General features: G+C 57.2%; 8 protein-coding genes. All 8 read right to left on the bottom strand.

Annotated features, from left to right (window positions below):
• Positions 1-30: 30 nt before the first annotated feature.
• Positions 31-1,362 (bottom strand): alkaline phosphatase, encoded by a 1,332-nt coding sequence (locus tag JSQ80_RS20325; RefSeq protein WP_206096486.1) that lies wholly within the window; start codon positions 1,360-1,362, stop codon positions 31-33.
• A 73-nt stretch (positions 1,363-1,435) separates the two neighbouring features.
• Entirely contained in the window at positions 1,436-3,739 is a 2,304-nt protein-coding gene (locus tag JSQ80_RS20320) for a N,N-dimethylformamidase beta subunit family domain-containing protein (RefSeq protein ID WP_206096485.1), read from the bottom strand.
• A 347-nt stretch (positions 3,740-4,086) separates the two neighbouring features.
• Positions 4,087-4,341 carry an acyl carrier protein gene (locus tag JSQ80_RS20315; protein ID WP_087432763.1) on the bottom strand — a complete coding sequence of 85 codons (255 nt, stop codon included), beginning with the start codon at positions 4,339-4,341 and terminating at the stop codon, positions 4,087-4,089.
• 3 nt (positions 4,342-4,344) lie between these two features.
• Positions 4,345-5,370 (bottom strand): HAD-IIIC family phosphatase, encoded by a 1,026-nt coding sequence (locus JSQ80_RS20310; RefSeq protein ID WP_240463732.1) that lies wholly within the window; start codon positions 5,368-5,370, stop codon positions 4,345-4,347.
• Positions 5,363-5,821, bottom strand: coding sequence for a GNAT family N-acetyltransferase (locus JSQ80_RS20305; protein ID WP_206096483.1), 459 nt, complete (start codon positions 5,819-5,821; stop codon positions 5,363-5,365). Before JSQ80_RS20305 ends, JSQ80_RS20310 begins: the two co-directional genes overlap by 8 nt.
• A 25-nt stretch (positions 5,822-5,846) precedes the next feature.
• On the bottom strand, positions 5,847-7,016 hold the full coding sequence (locus JSQ80_RS20300) for a bis-aminopropyl spermidine synthase family protein (RefSeq protein ID WP_206096482.1): 1,170 nt from the start codon (positions 7,014-7,016) through the stop codon (positions 5,847-5,849).
• 176 nt (positions 7,017-7,192) lie between these two features.
• Positions 7,193-13,666: a type I polyketide synthase gene (locus tag JSQ80_RS20295; protein WP_206096481.1), complete on the bottom strand. Its 6,474-nt coding sequence runs from the start codon at positions 13,664-13,666 to the stop codon at positions 7,193-7,195.
• On the bottom strand, positions 13,663-21,492 hold the full coding sequence (locus tag JSQ80_RS20290) for a type I polyketide synthase (RefSeq protein ID WP_206096480.1): 7,830 nt from the start codon (positions 21,490-21,492) through the stop codon (positions 13,663-13,665). Before JSQ80_RS20290 ends, JSQ80_RS20295 begins: the two co-directional genes overlap by 4 nt.
• Positions 21,493-21,496: the final 4 nt, after the last annotated feature.

The raw sequence follows: 21,496 nt of genomic DNA, 5'->3' as shown, positions 1-21,496 counted from the left end.
CAAAGCTCTCTCGGTTTTTCCATTACATCTTTACTTTTTCTGACTGTCATTTCCGAAATCGATGTTCATCACTTGCGCAACCAAATGCGGTAAATCTGTATTGTTATGCAATCCCCGGAATAATTCCGAACCCGGACCGATAGCATACATTTGAACATCCACGCCGGTGTGCAAATAGGTAATCCAACCGACCAGGGCACGCTCGCTAATGACGCCATTAATGGCCTGCATCGCATCTTTGGCGCTCTTAATTTTGGCTTCTTCCGCAGCAGTCACATCGATGCTCGCATACGTCTTGAGCACTTCTTTGACATTGCTTCTATCAGCCTTCAGCTTGTCTGCCATATAGAGTCCGGATGCCTTTACACGATGCAGCACCTCAAGCTTGGCGTAGGTTTGATCGTACCCGCCAACCGATATTCCGCCCGTATCGTGGTCGCCGACGACGACGATTAGCGTGTTGCCGTCTTTTGTGGCGAAGTCGAATGCCAATGCGACCGCGTCTTCAAACGCTTGCGTGTCCTTCATAGCCCAAGCGGCATCATTGTAGTGCCCGGCCGAATCGATCTGGCTCCCCTCCACCAGCAGGAAAAAGCCGTCCTTGTTTTGGCGGAGAATATCGATCGCTTTGCCGGTCATTTCCTTCAAGCTTGGTTCATTCGTATGCTCCCGGTCGAGCTCGGGCGCCATGTCTCCGTCCGCGAACAAGCCGAGAATCTTGCTTCCGCTTGCGGATTGCAGTTGATTGCGGTCCTCCACGATGGTGTAACCGCTTCGCTTTGCTTCTTCCAGAAGATTGCGGTTCTTTTGCTTGCCCCCCATCGATTCAGGAAGAAAGAAGTTCTTGCCTCCCCCTAGAAGGACATCTGCATTTTCCAGTTGCTGCGGCGCAATTCCGCTTTCTTCGTCGCGGGAAAAAATATGCGCAGAAAAAGCGGCCGGAGTCGCATCGGTAATGCTCGACGTAGCTACCAGACCCGTTGTCTTGCCTTGTTCACGCGCCGCTTCGAGAATCGTCTTGCGTTGTATCCCGTCCGGAGTCGTCCCAATCATTCCGTTGTTCGTCTTGTGCCCCGTCGCCATCGCAGTCGCCGCAGCGGCGGAATCGGTTAACGCGGAATCGGCCGAGTATGTCCTTACCATGCCTACAAGCATGGGGTCCATCACGGATGGTTCGCCTTTGTACAAGCGGTAGTTGGCAGCATATGCGGGTGAAAAACCATCCGGAACCATAAAGATAACGTTTTTCGCCTTTATAGAAGAAGCGGCGGGAGCGGCCTCGGCCGACTGGTTGGTTTGAAAGATCGAAGTAGAGCATGCAAGCACGATTCCCAATACGACAGCGGCAAGCTTACTTTTCATGATTCATTTCCTCCTAAGCGCGTATATTCCGATGATCGGGACAGCAAAGGCCCGGGCAAATGCCGGCTTCCATTCATACGCCCTCGGCCGATGGGGTAACGGGCATGTCGTGCTCCGTAAGCAGCCGCTTCAGGACGTTGTCGCTAATGCGGGCGACATTATTGTCATAGTCGTTCCAAGCAAGGCTCCCGGCCCAGTTGATCGATCCGACGGAGAACACCGCTCCCCCGCCATGGATATCGAAATAGGTCATGTCCGCCCGCACGAGCGGATTGTCACAGCCGCCCTGACCAGGCGCGGTATGCAGTTGATCTTCATGCACGAACTGGTAATTATTATCATGCCCAGTCGACGTTGCAAGCCACAGCGTATGTGGAGGCGTCCCGAAATTGAGATCGTAGCGATCGATCTCATCGCCAGCCGCACCGCCGGCGGCATATCCAAAATCGCCAATGATCTCGTCATCGCCGATCCCGTCAAAAATAAACTGGGCCGACGGATGGAAGCTGTCTTTCAGACGGCGGTAGCCGCATGCCGACCCGCCGCCCAAGGCGGTGACGCCCACGCCGACAAGGCGCTGAGGCACATAACCAAAGTGGCGCCAAATGCCTCCCGGCTCGCCCGTGGTGCTGTGAAACAGCTCGCCTGGCGGGGTGTCCGAGGAGCGGGAACCGGAGTTGCCGCGCCGCACCTCCAACAGATGCGGCCGATCCGGATCCAGGCTTGTCACCCAGTAAAAGCCGTTACCTCCCAGATACATCAAGCGGCCGCCATCCGCCAAATACTGCTCCAGCGCCTTCATCATCGGGCGCGTCCAATATTCGGGATGGCTGCCGGTAATCAGCACCTTGTAAGGCCGCAGCAATTCAACGCCCTCATTGTGCAAATCTTCGTCCGTTGCGATATCATGGCTTTGCCCCCGCCGCTCCATCCAGCCGGTAATGTACAGATCGGCGGAGAAGTGCCGCACCGCCCGCCAGTTGCGGTAGTGAGGCCGGATATTCATGATCGGACGCAGCCGGGAAGAATATTGAACGCCGCTGCCGTCGTTGTGCAGGTCGTAAATGGAATTGCCCAGCTCGGGGTGCTCGTCTAAATAAACGTCCTGTGGCGGGAGGACATAGTCGTCGCCCAAATATTCCTTGGCCAGTTTGAACAGCCGCTCGTTGCCGTAAGCCAGGTAGGTATTGGTCGGCGCCAGAAACAGGACCGGTGCTGTTGCGGTTCCCTGAGCCGGCCTTACAAAGAACGGGATGTAGTCGATACTCCCTTCAGCCTCTAATTTGAGCGCGTATATGCCGCTGGGTAAATCCTCTGGGATCCGCCACGTAATATCGGTCTCCCAACCGGCATCCTCTATGTCGTTGTCATGAAAATGAACGGCCGCGTATTGTTCCGGAGCGAGCCGATAGTCCACCTGTTCTCCGGTCCAATTATGGCTGGTAACGGCACGGGTGCCGCCTTGACGCAAAGTGCCGTGGTGCGCGCCTGCCGACCGATCCGCAAGGCGCGTCGATGAAATATCGACGCCGAAATCATAATCGGCGACGAGGAGCACGCCATCCGTTCCCTTGTCCGTGCCAAGCGACAAGCCATGCAGCTGCCCCTCGGTAAAATACTCCCGGAAAAACCGCGGGTTGCCGATTTTTCCGTTGTAATGGCGAGTTGCGCGCCCTGGCGCATTGGAGTCCGAATCCGCAGCCAGCAGGACGCGGGAGATGACAACGTTCGTATAGTCCAGCTTAGCAGCCACAGTGCATACCTGCGTGCCGTCATCAGGCTTCCACCCGTCACGTTGGCTGACAAAGAGCGTCGCTGCCTCGTTGCGCGCGGAATATTGAACGGCGACGAAGTACCACTCATGTCCATTCAGCGGCGCTCCGGCGCGCACTGTAACAGATTTCCCGCAGCCGCCGGTCAAGGAAAACGTTACATGTCCGTCCTTTTCCAGCGTCAGATCGGCCCCAGATGCGCCGTCGGCAGAGCGTGCCGACCAGACCGTTTGCGCCTGGCAGTATACCGGGATTGTCGGGTACATCCACAGCTGCGCCGAGAACTCGCCGTCCTGCAGCCAATCCGCCGGCAGAGGCAGTTCGGCATAGGAGCCGGCAGCAGTTATCTGGCGTCGTCCCGGGTATTCGCCGGCACAATCTGCCGGCACCGGTTCTGTCGGCAAATCGGGCGAGTTGTCCGGATCGGGCATCCCGCCGCATAAGCGAACGACACTAGCTGTATAAACGGAACTCGCCGTGTCGATCATAAAGTTCAGTTCTTGACCAGGCTGTATGCTGAATTGATGCGAGTACCCAACTACGGTTACGGCGTCTTGCGCCATCTTATCTGTCACACTCGCTGTCCCATGTTCATTCGGCTTCATTGAAATTCCTCCATTGATTTAGAATTTTCTTGTGCGTCATGAATCTGTTTCAGTCGCGGCTGCATCGTTTTACGATTGGAACAACCTCTAACCCTTAAGCTCACCTCTCTTTCTCTCAAAAACCAACACATTTATGCATAAATTTTCACATGATGTCATATATTTCAACACGATTATAACATGCAGACTTTTACAATAATAGCTGTTTTTTCGCGTTCACTAATTGTTAAGCATCTGTTCAAAAAGACCGTAAAGATCAAAAAAACACCGCGCCCCGGCAGGAACAAATTCCTGCCGGGGCGCGGTGTCTGAGAATCATTATATTCCCAATAAAGCATTGCGACCCTCTAATGATTCGCCTGTTTGCTCTGAATCACCCATTCCGTCAGACGCTTGACGCTGCTTATGGAATCCAACGTCAAATCATCCTCGTCCAATGTAAAGTCAAACCGCTTCTCTATCTCCGCAAGCAGTCTCACTACCGTCATCGAATCCAGAACGCCTGTATGGCCGACTAAGACGGTATCCCCATCGACGAACGGCAAATTAAGCATTCCTTTGATTAAGTCCGCAATCTCTTGTTCAATCGCATCACGGTTCATCGCTTATTCTCCTATCTCGAGCCAATCGAATGCCTTGCGCGGGAGCGGCAGGTCAAGCATATAAGCGGATTGCTCGTCTTCCGTAGTGGTTTTCTTGAAGCCCAGCATCTCCAGCAACAGCCTTGCCGGCAAATTCCGTTGCTTGCGCACTAACTGGCAACGCACTGTCGTTGCCTTCGGCATCTGCCGCCCCAATCGTTCCAGGACCGTATACAAAAATGCAGCAGCGATGCCCCGGCCTTCAATCCGGCAGGAAATGCAAAACAGCTTGATATCGATTCTGTCGTGAGCAGCGGTCACAAAGCAGGTTCCGATCAGCCCGTGCTCGCCAAACCGGTCCTCTAGCTTGGCCACATATAAATAGTGGCTGTCCCGGCTGCAAAACGATTCAACGAAAGGGAAATCAATCCGTTCCAACAGACTATTCATCTGATTGGTGCGGTGGGACAATTCGACCACCCGCGGGTAATCTTCTTGCCGTGCCATTCGGATCTGCAGCTTCATCCGGCATTCCTTCAAAAATTGCTCACGGCTGCCCTTGTGCTCTTTTCTGGCTTCCTCCCGCAGTTGGCGCGCCTGCATATATTGCCGCCGGCTCGCCGTCTCATCGGTTGCATGGCCAACCTTAAATTCAGGATACTCGGGAAGCTCCCGGTATTGGTGCGCGGCATAGGTGCGCACCTGAGGCACATAATAGTTCACTTCAAATCGCTCGAATGGATCATTGTCGACAAACGCCAGCGTATCCAATCCGATGTTCAGTTCCTGGGCAATTCGCTCCATGCTCGCTGCTTTTGAATCGAAGTGACACTGCGGGTACAGGAAAAAATGGGCGATTCCCAGCTGATCCAGCTTGCTTTTCACTTGCTCCCAGCTGTTGCGGCTGGCAATGCTATGCAGAATTCCGCGCCGATCCAATGTATCGATGACAGCGGCGATCTCCGGCAGCAGCTTGATGCCCGCTTCGTCCTCTCTCAGCGTCCCTTCCCACAACGTATCGTCCAAGTCCCATACTACGCATTTAATCATCGGCTTCACCGGAGAATAATTCCATCGTCAAGTGTGTCGGCTTAAAGCCGTACTTCTTATAGAGCAGCCGCATCGGCAAATTGCTTACATGCACCTTGCCGATAATATGCACAGCTCCTTCCCCCTTGCAGTACGCCATTCCAGCTTCAAACAGTTCATCGACATGGTCGGTGCCGCGGTAGGATGCTTCGATATAGAAGCTTTTGAAATTCGCATACGTTTCTTTCGTCACTGAGTTTTCCCGTGGCGTAATCCACATCCACCCTGCGATATTCCCGTCGACTTCCATGACAAGCATCCCTTTTTTCTCGTAACGAAGCGCTTTTTCAAGCTTTTTGGCATGAAATTGAGGATCGGTAATCGCATCCTCTCCGAATGAAATGACAGAAATATCTGTTTCAAATTTTGCGATAGTCGCAACGTCATTCGGCTCCATTTCTCTGATCGGCATCTTGCTGTGACTCCATTCTGCGTTCTTATGCGTTCTTTTTTTGAATAAGCTCGAAGGTGTCATGGCGGCAGCTCGGGCAGCCCTCTTTCTTCAGCTGCTCGATCGTTTGCCATGTCATTTGAAATCCGACCTCGGTCACGAGGTTGCACCGTTTGCATTCGTAGGCGCGGATCGTGCGTCTTACTTCTCCTGTATAGAGTGCGTCCCGATAATCACGCGCAATGCTCTCCTTCGTCTCTTCCGTAGATTGTAACACAATCATCTGGCTCGTGTTACCTATAATTTCCGCTCCGATATATTCATTGAAGCGCGGCAAGACACTCGTCACAAGCAAGCCCATCCTCGAAAATTCACGCTGCATCTCCAAGGCAAAATCCGGTGATTTGTGGGCGAACGAGAGGAAGATGGGCAGCCCGATCTCCCGCTTCAGCAATTGGATTCCCCGCGATACGAATAACGACATGCCTTGCTGCGTATAAGGGGGATCCGTGAACACGCAATCAAAACGGCGCAAAAAGTCAGACGGGAGCTGTTCGCGAAAATCCATTTCGTAGCACACGATCGGCAAATCTTCGACTTCAGCAAGATAATTCACGTAGCTGATGATGCGTTTATCAATCTCAAACACATGAATGCGGGTGTTCGACTTATGGGCATCTTGCCGAAACAGCTGCTTCAGCAGAAACGCCAACGACACGCTGACGAGGTCATCATCCCCCAGACAGACGATATCCCTCCCGATAAGAGCCTCGTGCCGAAGCGCGAGAACGGCCCGCTTCAAGCTGGTTTCCAGGGTGCACCGGGACTGGTCGATGGTGACATCGACCTGAGGCCGTCCCTCAAAGACGCCTTCCAGCTTCGTCAGCATCTCATGCAGCTCGTCCCGCTGCCATTGATCATACTTCAAACGCTGGTACAAGGAGCGATCCAAATGTCCATAGCCCATCGTATGCTCGACCAGCCGCAAACCTTTCGTAGTACAATTGACTCCCCGATTTTGTTCGATAATCCCCGCCTTGACGAACTCCTTCTTAATGGCAGCCACGATCGGCAGCGGCAACAGCGTCTTCCTTGCGATATCCTTGGTAGAAATGCCGGGTTTGAAGTAAATATCCAAAAGAATGTTCTCGATTACTTTTTTTCCATCCTTAATGGATACTTGGGAATATATCGAATTCATTACTTCGTTATTCATATTTTTCTTACGTCTCCTTTATCATTTGTGAGAGCCATCAATATGTTCATATGTATGATTCTGGATGATAACAAACGCAATCATTATCCTATATTTCCCAAGCAAAAGCAAGACATCTGCCGTAAAGGATTCCCTTTATCGGCAGATGCCTTGAATACGATAAGAGCCGCTCCGAATCAATCCATGACGGAGACGCGTATGAACGGACTCAATTGATGTATCGTCCGATATTTGAATAATTGCTGCCCATCCGTGAAGAGACCTTGCTTCTCCATTTCAATCTCAACCCGGACCGCATGAAGGGAGCTGCCGCCCAAACGGAAAAAGTCATCGTCGATTCCGATGCTGCCGATTCCGAGCACCTGTTCCCAAATTTGCACCAGTGCCGCTTCCACCTCATTGGTGGGCGCACGGTATGCGGATCTCAGCGCCGCCCCCTCCTCGATTTCCTGCACGGGCAGTTGGAGCAGTCGGGACGCGTTATAATATTGCAGCGGGAGAAGCTGATGCCGGTGCGTCTGATTTTCCCGGCCCCTGACAACCGCCTCCCAGGCCGGCTGCTCGAAGCTTCGCTCTGCGGCAGTAACGATATTTGCTGTATGATGCCTTTCGTTCTCGGCGCGCTGCGGCTCTTCGTTTCCGGGAAGAGGCGCATTGCAGACACATTGGATATGGCCGATAGTGTCTGGAATATCCTCTACCGCATGCCGGAAGCGCACGGTTCGCTCCGTCTCCTCCATGACGATCCACTTTCCTGCTTTCAAAAAGGCCAGCATCGGTTCGTTCTTCCCGGTTAGCGTGCAGACAGCTTCGATATAGTCGGCCTGCCGTTCACGGCAGTACGGCTTCAAGGAGCTGAGCACGGCTGCTTCGATTCCTCTTCCGAGAATCCGGCAGCTCAGGAGGAAGGCGTCCAGATGCAAGATGCCGCGCTCGCATCTAGTAATGACCGCTCCAACCAGACCGTAGCGTCCGAATCGATCTGCGGCTTCGATCGCCCAGCACGCCGTATCAGGCTCCGCAAGAATGGCTGCCAAGCCGCTCTCCGTGCTGCGGTCCGCATGGAGCGTAAATTGATTGGTCCGCTGCATAAGCTGGGCGATGCGCGGAAGTTGCCCGGCCCTCGCCTCGTTGAGGCTCATCATCAGCTCCAATTCGTCGAGGAACGCCTGCAGCGATGAAGCCGACGCGCGAATTTCGCCGCGTTTGCGCTCCGTTGCATACATTTCGGTTCTTCGCTTGTCGTCTTCCGTCACCCGGATGCGGTCCAACGCCCACACATGCTGCAGGAATGCCGGCAGTTGCCGTTCGCCGGGCTGCTGCAGCGTGAGCACGTCCGGACAATTCGACTGAACCTCGGAGCATTCCAACGAGCTGTCATCAATGAAGACAAAGCTATCCAATCCCAACCGGAGTTCCTCCGCCAATGACTGCAAATTTTCGGACTTAGAGCTCCAATTGATGCGCCAGCCGGCGAGATGTTCTTTTTTCAACAGCATGTCAGGATGGTTGTCGAATACATTCCATACATCCGTGTCATTGTTCTTGCTGACGAGCACCAACAGCATGCCTTCCTGCTGCTTGGTCAGCAAATACCGTTGCAGCTCGCGGTAAGGCTCCCCGACGGTCACCCCTTCCGCTCCATCTTCGCCGCACACTCCATGCCACAGCGTATTGTCGCAATCCACTGCAATGACCTTGAACGGATGTCCTTGCCAAGCCAACAGGCGACGCGCCGTAAATGTCCCGATTGCCGCGTAGTATTCTGGCGTGAACGGCATGTGCGCAGCTTGATCGGCGGCTGCATCGTATATTTGCTCGACGCCAAACATCGCGCCAACCTCTCTGAAATCGATGACATGGACATGCTCCAGCCGTTCCAGCTCTCGCTTCCACCGATTCGTCAGCTCCTCCAAATAACTTGCCATGACCGGAGAGGCAGCCAGTGAAGCCGACACGGGAAACACCCCGGCAAACAGCGGCCGCGCGCTCCGCCCCGCAGACAGCGCCTGCACCAGATCGCCGAGCGCGCGTTCCAGCTTCTTGATTCTCTCAGCCTCCGGCGAGCGGTCATCCCGCAGCCAGTCTTCAAAGCGGACGAGCAGCAGTCCGGCATCGCCATCGGACGAGAGAGAGCTATCCGGGTTCAGAAGCTCTTGAAACACTTGGTGATACGGCGCAAAACGGACATCGATGCGCGTTCCGAATTGCTGGCCCCACCAGCTGACGTATGGGCGAATCGGATCCGCCGTAAAGGTGGAGGCGGCTGTCACGGCAAAGACACGTTCCGTTGCGGGATTGCGTCTCTTCGCGGCCAGTTCGCGCCGCTGCGCTTCGGTGAACAACTCGATTGACCCCAGCTCGCGATCCGGGTCGGCCAGCACAAAGTCAATGAGCTCGGTAAAGTGCCTCATCAGTCCCGCCATCGTCTCTTCGGCGAACAAAGCGGTGTTATACTGCATGACGCAGAGCAGCCCGCCGTTATCCGCGTAGCCGATATCAAGCTTAAAGTCGAGCTTGGAAATCCCCTTTGTAATGTCATAGTTCTCAAAGGTGAGCCCCTCGGCGGTCAGTACTGTATCTCCGTCAAACTCGTTGTGGAAAATCATCATCGTATCAAACAGCGGATTGCGGCCGCGCGGCAATTTCGCCGATAGCTTCTCGACCATCCGGTCAAACGGGAAATCCTGATTTTCATAGGCGTTCATCATCGTATCGTTCAAAGTTCGCAGCTGATCGAGAATGGTGCGGCGCTCCTCCAAGCAGACCCGAATCGGCAGGAAGTTGGTGAACATGCCGATCAATGGCTCCACATCGGCATGGCGCCTGCCTGCGACAAGCGATCCGACCGTCATATCGTGTTGGCCGGTATAGTTATGCAGCACAATGGTGTACAGGTGAAACAGCAGCACGTTGATCGTGACATTTTGTGATTTGGCCAAAGCGTTCAGCCGATCCGCAGTTTCCTTGGACAGGTTGAGCTTATGCGCTCTTCCGACGAAAGATTGGAATTCGGGCCGCTCGAAGTCGGTCGGCATATTCAGCACCGGGATGTCTTGCCGGAACTGGTTCATCCAATATTGCTCTTGCTTCCGAATGACATCCCCGCCCAGCAGACGGTGCTGCCATTCCGCATAATCCTTGTACTGAATCCGCAATGGCGGGATATCCTTCCCGGCATACAGATCGCTGAACTCTTTGATGAACACATTCATCGACGCCCCGTCCGATACGATATTATGCATATCCATGAGCAGCACATGCTTCTCCGGCGCAAGCTTGACGAAGGCGGCGCGAATAAGCGGAGCCTGGCCCAAATCGAACGGTTTGATGAACCGTCTTACGATTTTCTTCATGTCCTGCTCGTCTGCTTCGAGGCGTTCGATGGCAAACGCAAAGCTTTCGTGGATGCGCTGCATCGGCTCACCGTCCACCATATGGAACGAGGTGCGCATATTTTCATGACGTTGAATCAATTTGACAAATGCTTCCTCAAACCGTTCCGCGTCGGCTTTCCCGTGCACCAACAAGGCCATCGGCATGTTGTAGGTAGTCACTTCGCCGATTTGCTGATGGATGAGGAACGTTCGTTTCTGGGCCGATGAAAGCTGATAATACGGTTTGGGTTCCGCCGGCGCGATAGCCAAATATTCATTTTTCTCCATTTGTCGGATATGCCGGGCAAGCTCGCTAATCGTCGGCATGTTGAAAATATCCGACAATGCCAGCTCCGCATCGAGCTCCTTATGTATCTTGGTGATAAGGCTGGTCGCCTTCAAGGAATGGCCGCCCAATTCAAAGAAATCATCGTGAACCCCGATTTCCTCAATGCCGAACAGATTCCGCCAAATATGTAACAACGTCTCTTCCAGCGGATTCCGGGACGCGGCCAACCCGCTCGGCAGCTCCGGCCGCGCATGCAGCTCCATGCCGCCGGATTGCCCTGCGCTCTCCGTCGCCGAGCCAGAGTGGACGATGCGGATTCCCTCCTCGTCGATCCAGAAACGTCTGCGGTCAAACGGATACGTGGGCAAAGGAATGCGATTCCTTTTCTCCTCCCCGTAGAAGCGGGTCCAATCGATTTTCACGCCGGCATTCCACAACCGTCCGATTTGAAGGAGCAGATGCGCCACATCCGACGAGTTCTGCTGCGGATGCCGCATCAGGTTCGCAAAGACGCGCTCCTCCGTTGCGTCCGCATGCCACCTTGCAAATGCGGTCAGCGCATTGCCGCCGCCAATCTCGGCAAACGCAGCGTCGAGCTCGGTGAACAATGTCGTGAGTCCGTCGGCAAACCGCACCGTACTGCGCAGATGCCGCGCCCAGTAAGCCGGACTTACCGCTTCCTCATCCCGAATCCACGTCCCCGTCACGTTCGAAATGAACGGTTTGCACGGCGGATTCAGCACAAGCTTGCCCACCTCCCGCTCATATTCCTCCAGTATCGGTTCCATCATTGCAGAATGGAACGCGTGGGACGTATGAAGACGCCGGCAGCCGTGCCCTCTCTCCTCCAGCGAGGCAGCCAGCGCCTCAACCTCTTCGTGCGGACCCGATACGACGCACATGGAAGGCGCGTTCACCGCAGCCAGCGACAGGCCGCTGGGCAGCAGCGGCAGCAGCTCCTCCTCGGTCAGAGGGACGCTTAGCATGACACCGCCCGGAAGGCTCTGCATCAACTGGCCGCGAAGCGTGACGAGCCGAATGGCATCTTCAAGCGAAAAGACGCCGGCTATGCATGCGGCGACATATTCGCCGATGCTGTGCCCGATCATTGCCTGCGGGTCCAGCCCCCACTTCATCATCAGCTTGGCAAGCGCGTACTCGACCGTAAATATGACCGGCTGCGCAATGTCTGTCCGATTAATGAGAGCCCCGGCCGCTTCCGGATCTTCGGCAGACGGATACAGAACCCGCTTCACCTCCCGGCCGACTTCGTCCGGCATCTGTTCGAAGCAGCGGTTCGCCTCGTCGCGAAACAATGGTTCCCGTTCATACAGCTCCCTTCCCATCCCGACGTATTGCGATCCTTGGCCGGAGAACATGAATACGACCGGCTTGTCATCCGCAGCGGCAATTCCGCTCTGGACATCGGCGGAGCCGAGCTGAGCCAGCCGTGCGGCCGCTTCCTCCGCGCTGCCGCAGACGAACGTGCGGCGATGCGGGAACGACGCGCGACCCACCTGCAGCGTATACGCCATATCGGCCAAGGATATGTCCGGGCGCTCCTGTAAATGCCGGGCCATCCGCTCGGTCAGCCGGTCGAGCGAAGCTTCCGTCTTGGCGGACAAAGCGATCAGCTGCGCGGTTCTGCCCGGGGAGGAAGCGGGCGCTGGCGGCGCCTCCTCCAGAACGACGTGCGCATTAGTGCCGCCGATGCCGAATGAGCTGACGCCGGCCCGCAGCGGGTGACTGTCGTTAGTCCAGTCTCTCAATCGGTCGTTGACATAGAACGGGCTGTTCGCGAAATCGATCTTCGGATTCGGACGCTCGTAATGAAGCGTCGGCGGCAATTGTTTGTGGGCAAGCGCGAGCACGGTCTTTATGAATCCAGCCACTCCGGCGGCGTTGTTCAAATGTCCGATGTTGGATTTGGCCGATCCAATGCCGCAATACCGTTTCTTCTCCGTTTGAAATGCGGTTTTCAACGCTTCAATCTCGATCGGATCGCCCAGCGTCGTGCCCGTGCCGTGCGCTTCGATGTAGCTGATGCTTTCCGGCTCCACCTCTGACACGTGATGCGCGGCACGGATGACGGACACTTGCCCCGACGTGCTCGGTGCGGTATAGCCTACTTTCCGGTTGCCGTCATTGTTGATCGCCGAGCCTTTGATTACGGCGAATATATGGTCACCATCCGCAAGCGCATCCTCCAGCGGTTTCAGGACGACGATGCCCGCACCGTCTCCGAAGACGGTGCCGGCCGCCCGTTCGTCGAAGGCGCGGCAGTGCCCGTCAGGCGAATTAATCATGCCCTCTTGATAGAAATAGCCGTTTTTCTGCGGAAGTTGTATCGACACGCCTCCGGCAAGCGCCATGCCGCACTCTCCGCTAAGCAGTCCTTGGCAGGCCAGATGAACGGCCACAAGCGAAGTGGAGCAAGCCGTCTGCACCGTAAAGCTCGGTCCCTTCAAGTTCAATTTATACGACACGAGCGTTGCCATATAATCGCGCAGGTTCAGCATAGCCGTCTCCAGCGTGGCGGATTCCTCCGCCGTCCCCAGCCCCTTGAACGCCCGCATGAACCAGTGGGAATTGAAGGCTGCGCCGGTATATAGCCCAATGGCTCCTCTATACGTCTTCGGATCGTACCCCGCTTGTTCGAGCGCTTCCCAGGAGCATTCGTGGAGAAGGCGGAATTGCGGATCCATGACCTCCGCTTCGCGCGGAGTATAGTCGAAAAACTCGGGATCAAAGTACTCGATGTCATCGAGCATTCCTTTTGCTTTCACATAGTTCGGATGACGCACCACTTCTGGATCTATGCCCGCCTCCAACAGTTCCTCGTCGCTGAAAAAGGAAATGCTTTCCTTGCCATTGCGCAGGTTGTCCCAATATTCCCGCAAGTTTTTAGCCCCTGGGAACCTTCCCGACATGCCGATGACGGCGATTTCCGACCCGGTGTACTCCCTTCCGTTCGATCCGCTCATTGCAAGACCTCTCCTTTGCGTCTTTTTTCTTTTTGCTGCTGCTGCCGTTTTTTCCCTTTCGCCACGGAGTCGATCAGCAGGTTCTCCATTTCCGCTTCCTCCGCCTCGTCCTGTCCGTTCCGGGTAAGGCGCTGAGCGAGCGCATGAATGGTAGGATAGGTGAACATATCGACGACGGCGATACTTTCGTCCAACGCTTCGTTCAATTTGCCGGTCACTTGAATCATGTCGAGCGAGCTCGCTCCCAAATCAAAGAAATTATCGTGGATGCCTACTTGATCGATCCGGAAAAATCGTTTCCACACGTCAGCGATCGTCTTCTCGGCTTGGTTGCGCGGCGCGACATAAGGATTGGTCAGGTTCGGCCTGCCGAATGAGGCGCCGTCTCCCGCCGGCTCTTCCTTTTTCTTGCCCGCATGCCGAATCCATTGATCAATCCGCGTATGAAGATCTCCGGTGGACACGATAATCTGGTTGCTGCCGCACGGGTTGTAGACGTACCGGAACAGATCCGGCGCTTCGGCAGGCAATATCGCCAGTTCGACGAGCGACTCGCCGATCGTCGACTGGTGCTGCTCCCAGAACTCCCATGCATCCCAATTGACGCACAGCCACTTCGCCCCGCCTGCCCGATTCTGTCTGCGGGCAAAGGCGTCCATATACAGATTCGCGGCAGAATAGGCGCTGAAGCCAAGCCCTCCCAGCACGCTGGCGATAGACGAGAACAGGATGCACACATCCGCCTCTCTGTCGGCAAGCAGCCTTGCCAACGTCTGCAGGCCTTGGACTTTGGCCCGGAACTGTTCGTCGGCCTGGCCTCCGCCAATATTTTCTACCGCGCGGAAGGATTCGCCGCCGGGAAGTCCCGCCGCCTGCACGACCCCGTGCAAACTACCGTACGCGGCATCAATGAATCCGAAGACGCGGCCCATCTGTTCTTCGTCGGACAGATCGGCCTGCATATAGGTCACCTCGGCGCCCAGCTCCTCCAACTGCTGCACGCGCCTGATTTTGCGTGCGATCGGATGCTCCTCGCCATGTTCGGCTAGCCAGCGCTCATATTCGTCCCGGGCGGGAAAACCGGAACGCCCGGTAAGAATGAGCCGCGCCTGGAAATGCCGCGCCAAATACTCGGCCGTCAGCATCCCGATTCCGCCGAGGCCGCCGGTGATTAGATAAACGCCCCGCTCCCGGAATGGCTCTGCCGGAGTGTCCGCCTGGCGCAGAGCGATCGGTTTGTAGTTCTGCACCCAGCGGTAATGGCCGCGATAGGCGATGAGACGATCCGAAGCCGGAACCGACAATTCCGCCATGACGCAATCGGCGATCCGCCGCTGATGGCTTGCCCCTTCCGGCGCATCGATGTCGATGCTCACGCACGTAATTCCGCTGTACTCCTGTTGGATGACCATACACGGGCCGAGCAGCGTCATTTTGCCCGGAGACAGCCGCTCCAGCCCCGTTACCTCCTGCATGTCCGTCGACACGACGGCGATGCGGACGTCGGCGGCGTCCTTCTGCTTGCGCAGCGCTTGAGCCAGATAAATCAAGCTGTAATACCCGAGCTCTTGCTGGCGCTGTTCAACCGCTTCCGCTTCTGCTGCCGCTCCGAATAAATTCACATCTGGATTGGCTTCCTTCTCCGCGGAGGAGACATTCCAGAAATGGGCGACGCGGTCCGGTGCGAGATCCCGCTTCCGCAGCTCATCCAGCAGCAGCGCATAGTGCTCCGCCGAGCCAGGGGACAGCGTGAACGTTCCGTCATCGTGCGTGGCGAATGCGGCGCCCGCCTTCACGATTGCGACCCGATCCCCCTCATGCCGCACACGCGCGGCCAGTTCGTCCGCCACGCCGCAGCCATCCGCGAATACTAGCCAGCGATGCCCGTTCTGCTGCCGCTCTTCCGGGCGCTCCTGCAGCAATGCGCGTTCCCACGAAGGATAATAGAACCAGTCTGCCATGTTCGGGTTTTTGCCGCCGGAACGCGGCGCGGATGGCCGTCCCGCCGCCAGCGGCTGAGATTGCTCATCCAGCCAATATCGCTGCCGCTCCATCGGATAGGTGGGCAGCTCAATGCGTCTGCGCCGCTCGTGCGCGTTGAATCCCGTCCAATCCATGTCGACGCCTGCCAGCCAGAGGCGTCCGATTTTGTGGAGGAGATGGGCTGAATCCGAAGCGGCTTCCTGCGGATGCCGCAGCATATTGACGGCCACCCGTTCCCGCGAAGCGGCGAGATGCTTGCGCACGAACGTGCAGAGCGCATTGCCAGGACCCGCCTCGATGAACACGGCGCGCGGATTGCTCAACAGCTCGTCAAGCCCGTCCGCAAAGCGCACGGCCGACCGCAAATGTCTGACCCAATATTCTGCATCCGTTGCCTCTTCCGCCGTAATCCATGTGCCCGACACATTGGAAATGAAGGGCATCGTTGGCTCGGCCAGCCGGATCGCCCGCACTTTGTCCGCGTAAGCCGCCAATATCGGATCCATCATGTGTGAATGGAACGCATGGGACGTATGCAGACGCCGGCACGCAAAGCCCTTGCCGTCCAACAGCCGGGCAAATGCGTCAATCTCCGCGGACTCGCCCGCGACTACGCACAATGCCGAGCTGTTGACGGCCGCCAGCGCAAGCCGCTGCGGGAGCAGAGAGCGAAGCTCCGATTCGGGCAGCGCGACGCTGAGCATCGAGCCGGCAGGCAGCCCTTGCATGAGCCTGCCGCGAAGCGCGACGAGCTCCAGCGCCGCTTCCAGCGTGAATACGCCCGCCAGGCAGGCGGCAACATACTCGCCGATGCTGTGCCCCATCATCGCTTCCGGGCGGACGCCCCAGCGCATGAGCAGCTTGGCAAGCGCATATTCGACCATAAACAGCACAGGCTGTGCGATATCCGTCCGCAACAGGATCTCCTCCTGAGCGGTTTGGTCAATCTCGTGTGGAAACAGCACCGCCTTCAAGTCAACCGTCATATGCGGTTGCACGAGTTCGAGACAGCGATCGAGCTCATCCCGGAACACAGGCTCATCGCGGTATAGATCGCGGCCCATGTTGACGTACTGGGAGCCTTGCCCCGGGAACATGAATACGACGGAACGGGATTGCGTCCCCGTCTCGGCCACGGCTATCTTATCCGGCTCGGACGATGCCAGAATGGCGGCGGCTTCCCGCGTATTCCTGCACACGAACGCGGCTCTCCATTCGAAGGCCTTCCTGCCGGCTTGCAGCGTATACGCGACATCTGCCAGATTCACATCCGGGCGCTCCGTCAAAAAAGCGGCCAGGCGCGCTTTCGCCTCTGTCAGGGCCGTAGCCGTTCTGGCGGACAGCAGCAGCAATTTGTCGTCCCGGCCTGCGCCTGAAGCTCGCGCGACAGGGGCCTCCTCCAGAATGACGTGCGCATTCGTGCCCCCGATCCCGAATGAGCTGACCCCTGAGCGAAGCGGATAACGGCCGCTCTCCCAAGGCGTCAGTTCGGTGTTGACGACGAACGGGCTGTTCGCGAAACCGATCTTCGGATTTTCCCGTTCAAAATGCAGGCTCGGCGGAATTTGCTTTGCTTTCAGCGCGAGCACCGTCTTGATGAAACCGGCGGCACCGGCCGCACTGTTGAGATGCCCGACGTTCGTCTTGACGGACCCGATGCGGCAGAAGCCCGTTTTCTCGGTGCGAAATGCCTCTTTCAACGCCTCGATCTCGATCGGGTCCCCCATGTTGGTGCCGGTTCCGTGCGCTTCGACATAAGTGATGCTCTCCGGCTCCACTCCCGCCATCAGATGGGCCGCACGGATGACTTCGGCCTGTCCCTTCGTGCTCGGAGCGGTGAAGCCCACCTTGCGTGTTCCGTCATTGTTCAGGCCGAAGCCTTTGATGACGGCGTGGATCACGTCTCCGTCCGCGATGGCGTCGCGCAGCCGCTTCAGGATAACGACGCCGACGCCGTCGCCGAAGACGGTTCCCGCCGCCTGCTCGTCGAAGGCGCGGCAGTGCCCGTCCGGTGACTGAATCATGCCGTCTTCATACAGATAGCCGCTCCTATGAGGCACGCTGACGGTGGCCCCGCCTGCCAAAGCGATATCGCACGCGCCCGCCAATAACCCCTGCGAAGCGAGCACGATGTTGACCAAGGAGGTGGAGCAGGCGGTCTGCATGGAAATGCTCGGCCCGCGAAGATTGAGCTTATAGGACAGCTGCGTGCTGAAAAATTCACGGTCGTTCAGCAGCATGGCGCTGAATCGTTCCGTCCCGCCCAAAGCGGCGGCAAAGCGGGAGACCCATTCGAGATTCGGGGTTGCGCCCGCATATACGCCGATTAGACCCGGATAGGCGTCCGGATTATACCCGGCGGATTCGAGCGCCTCCCACGCGCATTCGTGAAACAGCCGCAGCTGCGGGTCCATAAGCTGCGCTTCCCGCGGCGAATAGCCGAAAAATGCGGCATCGAATTGGTCGAACCCGTTCAGAACGCCTTTGGCTTTGACATAAGACGGATGGGAGAGGAGCTGCGGATCGACACCTTCCTGCAGCAGCTCCTCGTCCGTGAAGAACGAAATCGACTCGACGCCGTCCCGCAAATTGCGCCAGAACTGGTCAAGGGTGTCCGCGCCTGGCAATCTGGCGGCCATGCCAATAACGGCGATCTCCAGTCCGTTCTCCCCGGAGGATTCATGCTCCCGTTGTTCACCATGCTCCTGATGCTCTCCCTGCTCTCGTTCCCGGGATGATTGCGCCCTCATCCGGTCGGCGCGCGCCAGCCCTTCTTCAATGGCACGCTGACGCGCTCCGTCCTGTTCCTCCGCCTCCTCTGCCGCCGTTCCCAGCCCTTCTTCCCGCAGGAACACCGCCAGCGTACGGACGGTAGGATACGAATACAGAGCGACCACCGGAATGTCCTTGCGCAGCGCTCCTGCCAGCTTATCAGCAAGCTGGGAAATATCGAGCGAGCTCGCCCCGATTTCAAAAAAGTTGTCGTTCATGCCAAGTTGCGCAAACCCAAAATGGCTCTGCACAATGTCCGCAATCGTCTGCTCGATGGCGGATGCCGGCACCATGCGGACGGATCCCGTCTCCCGTTGGCCGGCCCCGTTCCCAGGCCCCGCTTCCGCGCGGGAGACTTCCCGCAGAGCTGCTTCCCGGCGCATGCCGTCCAATGCCAGCCGCGTTCCGTCCACGGAATATCGCCGGCGCTCGAATGGATATGTCGGCAAAGCAATCCGGCGGCGGGATTCTGACGCGTAGTACCCCGCCCAATCGATCTGCACGCCCGCAATCCACATTTTGCAGAGCTTCTCCAGCAGAAAGGCATCATCCGCGGCCTGCTCCTGCGGATGACGGACGAGGTGAAGCACCTCATGCCCGCGCGCTGCGGCCTGTTCCTCCTGCTTGCGCATGAAGCTGCTGAGCACATTGCCGGGTCCTACCTCGATAAATACCGCCTGCTTCTCCTTGAGCAGCTCGGCCGCTCCGGCGGCAAACCGCACCGTTCCCCGCAAATGCCGGGTCCAGTAAGCCGGATCGGCGGCGTCCTCCGCCGTCATCCATGTTCCCGTTACATTGGACACGTACGGGATGGCTGGAGCGGACAGCGGAATCTGCTTGACCTTGTCTGCATATTGCGCCAATATCGGCTCCATCATCGCCGAATGAAACGCATGCGACGTATGAAGCTTCCGGTGCGCCACTTGCCGCTCTGCCAGCTTCGCTTCGAAGGAGGAGATCGCGGCATGCGGACCCGATACGACGCACAGCTCCGGCCCGTTGACCGCCGCCAGCGCCAATTCCGCCGGAAGCAGCGCACTAAGGCTTGCCTCGGACATCGAGACGCTCAGCATCTCTCCGGCCGGCAGGCCCTGCATCAGCTTGCCGCGCAGCGTGACCAACTCCAGCGCAGCCTTAAGCGAGAGCACGCCGGACAGGCATGCGGCCGTATATTCCCCGATGCTGTGGCCAATCATCGCGCGCGGCTGGATTCCCCACGACATCAGCAGCTTGGCAAGCGCATATTCGAAAGCGAACAAAGCCGGCTGCGCCGCTTCCGTCTGGTTGAGCCGCTCCGCCGCTGACAGGCTTGCCGCGCTGCCTTTCGCCAGATACAGCATCGCTCTTGGGTCTGCGCCTCCCGCCGCGGCAATGATATCGCAGCAGCGGTCCATTTCAGCGCGGAACAACGGTTCCTTCCGGTACAAATCCAGTCCCATGTTCACATATTGCGATCCTTGGCCAGGGAACAGGAAGATGACCCGGGCCTGATCGTGCTCCGACACTCCCGTATGCGCCTTGCCGTCAGCAGGCGCTTCCAATCGCGCAATCGCTGCTTGGACATCGGAGCAGACGAGCGCTCTGCGGAACCGGAATCGCTTGCGACCCGTCTGCAGCGTATATGCCGCGTCGGCCAGATCGACCTCGGGGCGGGTCCGCAGAAAATCGCCGAGATTGCGGGTCGCGCGCTCCAATCCTTCCTCCGTCTCGGCAGACAACACAAGCAGCTTCATGTCTCGCCCGGCCGATCCCGCCGCCATAGGCGGCGCCTCCTCCAATACGACGTGGGCGTTCGTGCCCCCGATGCCGAAAGAGCTGACTCCGGCTCGCAGCGGACCGCTCGTTCTTTCCCAGCGGGTCAGCTCCGTGTTAACGGCAAAAGGCGAACTTGCAAAATCGATTTTCGGGTTCGGGTTGTGAAAGTGAAGGCTTGGCGGGATCTGCTTATGCTCGAGGGCCAGCACGGCTTTGATGAACCCCGCAACCCCGGCAGCGGCATCCAGATGGCCGATGTTGGATTTGAGCGATCCGATCTTGCAAAAGCCCGCTTTCTCCGTGGCGAAGGCAAGCTGCAGCGCCTCCACTTCGATCGGATCGCCGAGCGCCGTCCCCGTGCCGTGCGCCTCGATATAGCCGATGCTCTCCGGTTGCACCTCAGCCATTTGGTGGGCCGCCCGAATGACCTCGACTTGGCCATTCGTGCTTGGTGCCGTGTATCCGACTTTCCGGCTGCCGTCATTATTGATCGCCGAGCCTTTGATGACGGCATGTATCGTGTCGCCATCCGCTATGGCGTCCGCCAGCCGCTTGAGCACGACAATCCCGATGCCGTCGCCGAACAAGGTTCCATTCGCCCCTTCGTCAAAAGGCCGGCAATGGCCGTCGGGCGATTGGATCATGCCTTCCTGATACAGATAGCCGGTTTTGCGCGGCAAATTAATCGAGACGCCGCCGGCCAGAGCGAGATCGCATTCGCCGCCAAGCAGCCCCTGACAAGCGAGATGAATGGATACGAGCGAGGTGGAGCAGGCCGTTTGCACGCTTACGCTCGGGCCTTTCAAATTCAATTTGTACGAAATCCGCGTCGTAAACGACGGATTGTTCAATTGCAATATTTGAAAATGATCGCTGGCATGGGAAGCACCCATAATCTGGCTTGCGACCCAATACGTATTGGGGGAAGCCCCCGCATACACCCCGATTAATTTACCTTCGGATTCGGGAGTGTACCCCGCATTCTCCAACGCCTCCCACGAACATTCGTGGAACAGGCGAAACTGCGGATCGACAAGCTCCGCCTCCCGCGGCGTATAGTCAAAAAACGGCGCATCGAATGATTCCACATCCTCCAGCATCGCCTTCGCTTTTACATACTGCGGATGACGCAGGACTTCGGGGTCGATCCCCGCCTCTTTCAGTTCTTCATCCGTAAAAAACGTGACCGATTCCACGCCATTTTGCAGGTTGTCCCAAAATTCCGCGATGTTCTTCGCTCCGGGAAATCGTCCCGCCATCCCGATGACGGCAATTTCCAAGCCGGTTCCTTCGTACATTCCGTTCACAGCACTCATCTTG

It is taken from the genome of Paenibacillus apiarius (assembly GCF_017052585.1).
GTDB lineage: Bacteria > Bacillota > Bacilli > Paenibacillales > Paenibacillaceae > Paenibacillus_B > Paenibacillus_B apiarius.
Note: the sequence above shows the minus strand (reverse complement) of the source record. Positions and strands in the feature narration are given on the sequence as shown.

Bases quoted from the DNA above. Each gene is read 5' to 3' on its own strand.
- JSQ80_RS20320 (WP_206096485.1), bottom strand. From the start codon at position 3,739: ATGAAGCCGAATGAACATGGGACAGCGAGTGTGACAGATAAGATGGCG.
- JSQ80_RS20300 (WP_206096482.1), bottom strand. From the start codon at position 7,016: ATGAATAACGAAGTAATGAATTCGATATATTCCCAAGTATCCATTAAG.
- JSQ80_RS20295 (WP_206096481.1), bottom strand. From the start codon at position 13,666: ATGAGCGGATCGAACGGAAGGGAGTACACCGGGTCGGAAATCGCCGTC.
- JSQ80_RS20325 (WP_206096486.1), bottom strand. From the start codon at position 1,362: ATGAAAAGTAAGCTTGCCGCTGTCGTATTGGGAATCGTGCTTGCATGC.
- JSQ80_RS20305 (WP_206096483.1), bottom strand. From the start codon at position 5,821: ATGCCGATCAGAGAAATGGAGCCGAATGACGTTGCGACTATCGCAAAA.
- JSQ80_RS20310 (WP_240463732.1), bottom strand. From the start codon at position 5,370: ATGATTAAATGCGTAGTATGGGACTTGGACGATACGTTGTGGGAAGGG.
- JSQ80_RS20315 (WP_087432763.1), bottom strand. From the start codon at position 4,341: ATGAACCGTGATGCGATTGAACAAGAGATTGCGGACTTAATCAAAGGA.
- JSQ80_RS20290 (WP_206096480.1), bottom strand. From the start codon at position 21,492: ATGAGTGCTGTGAACGGAATGTACGAAGGAACCGGCTTGGAAATTGCC.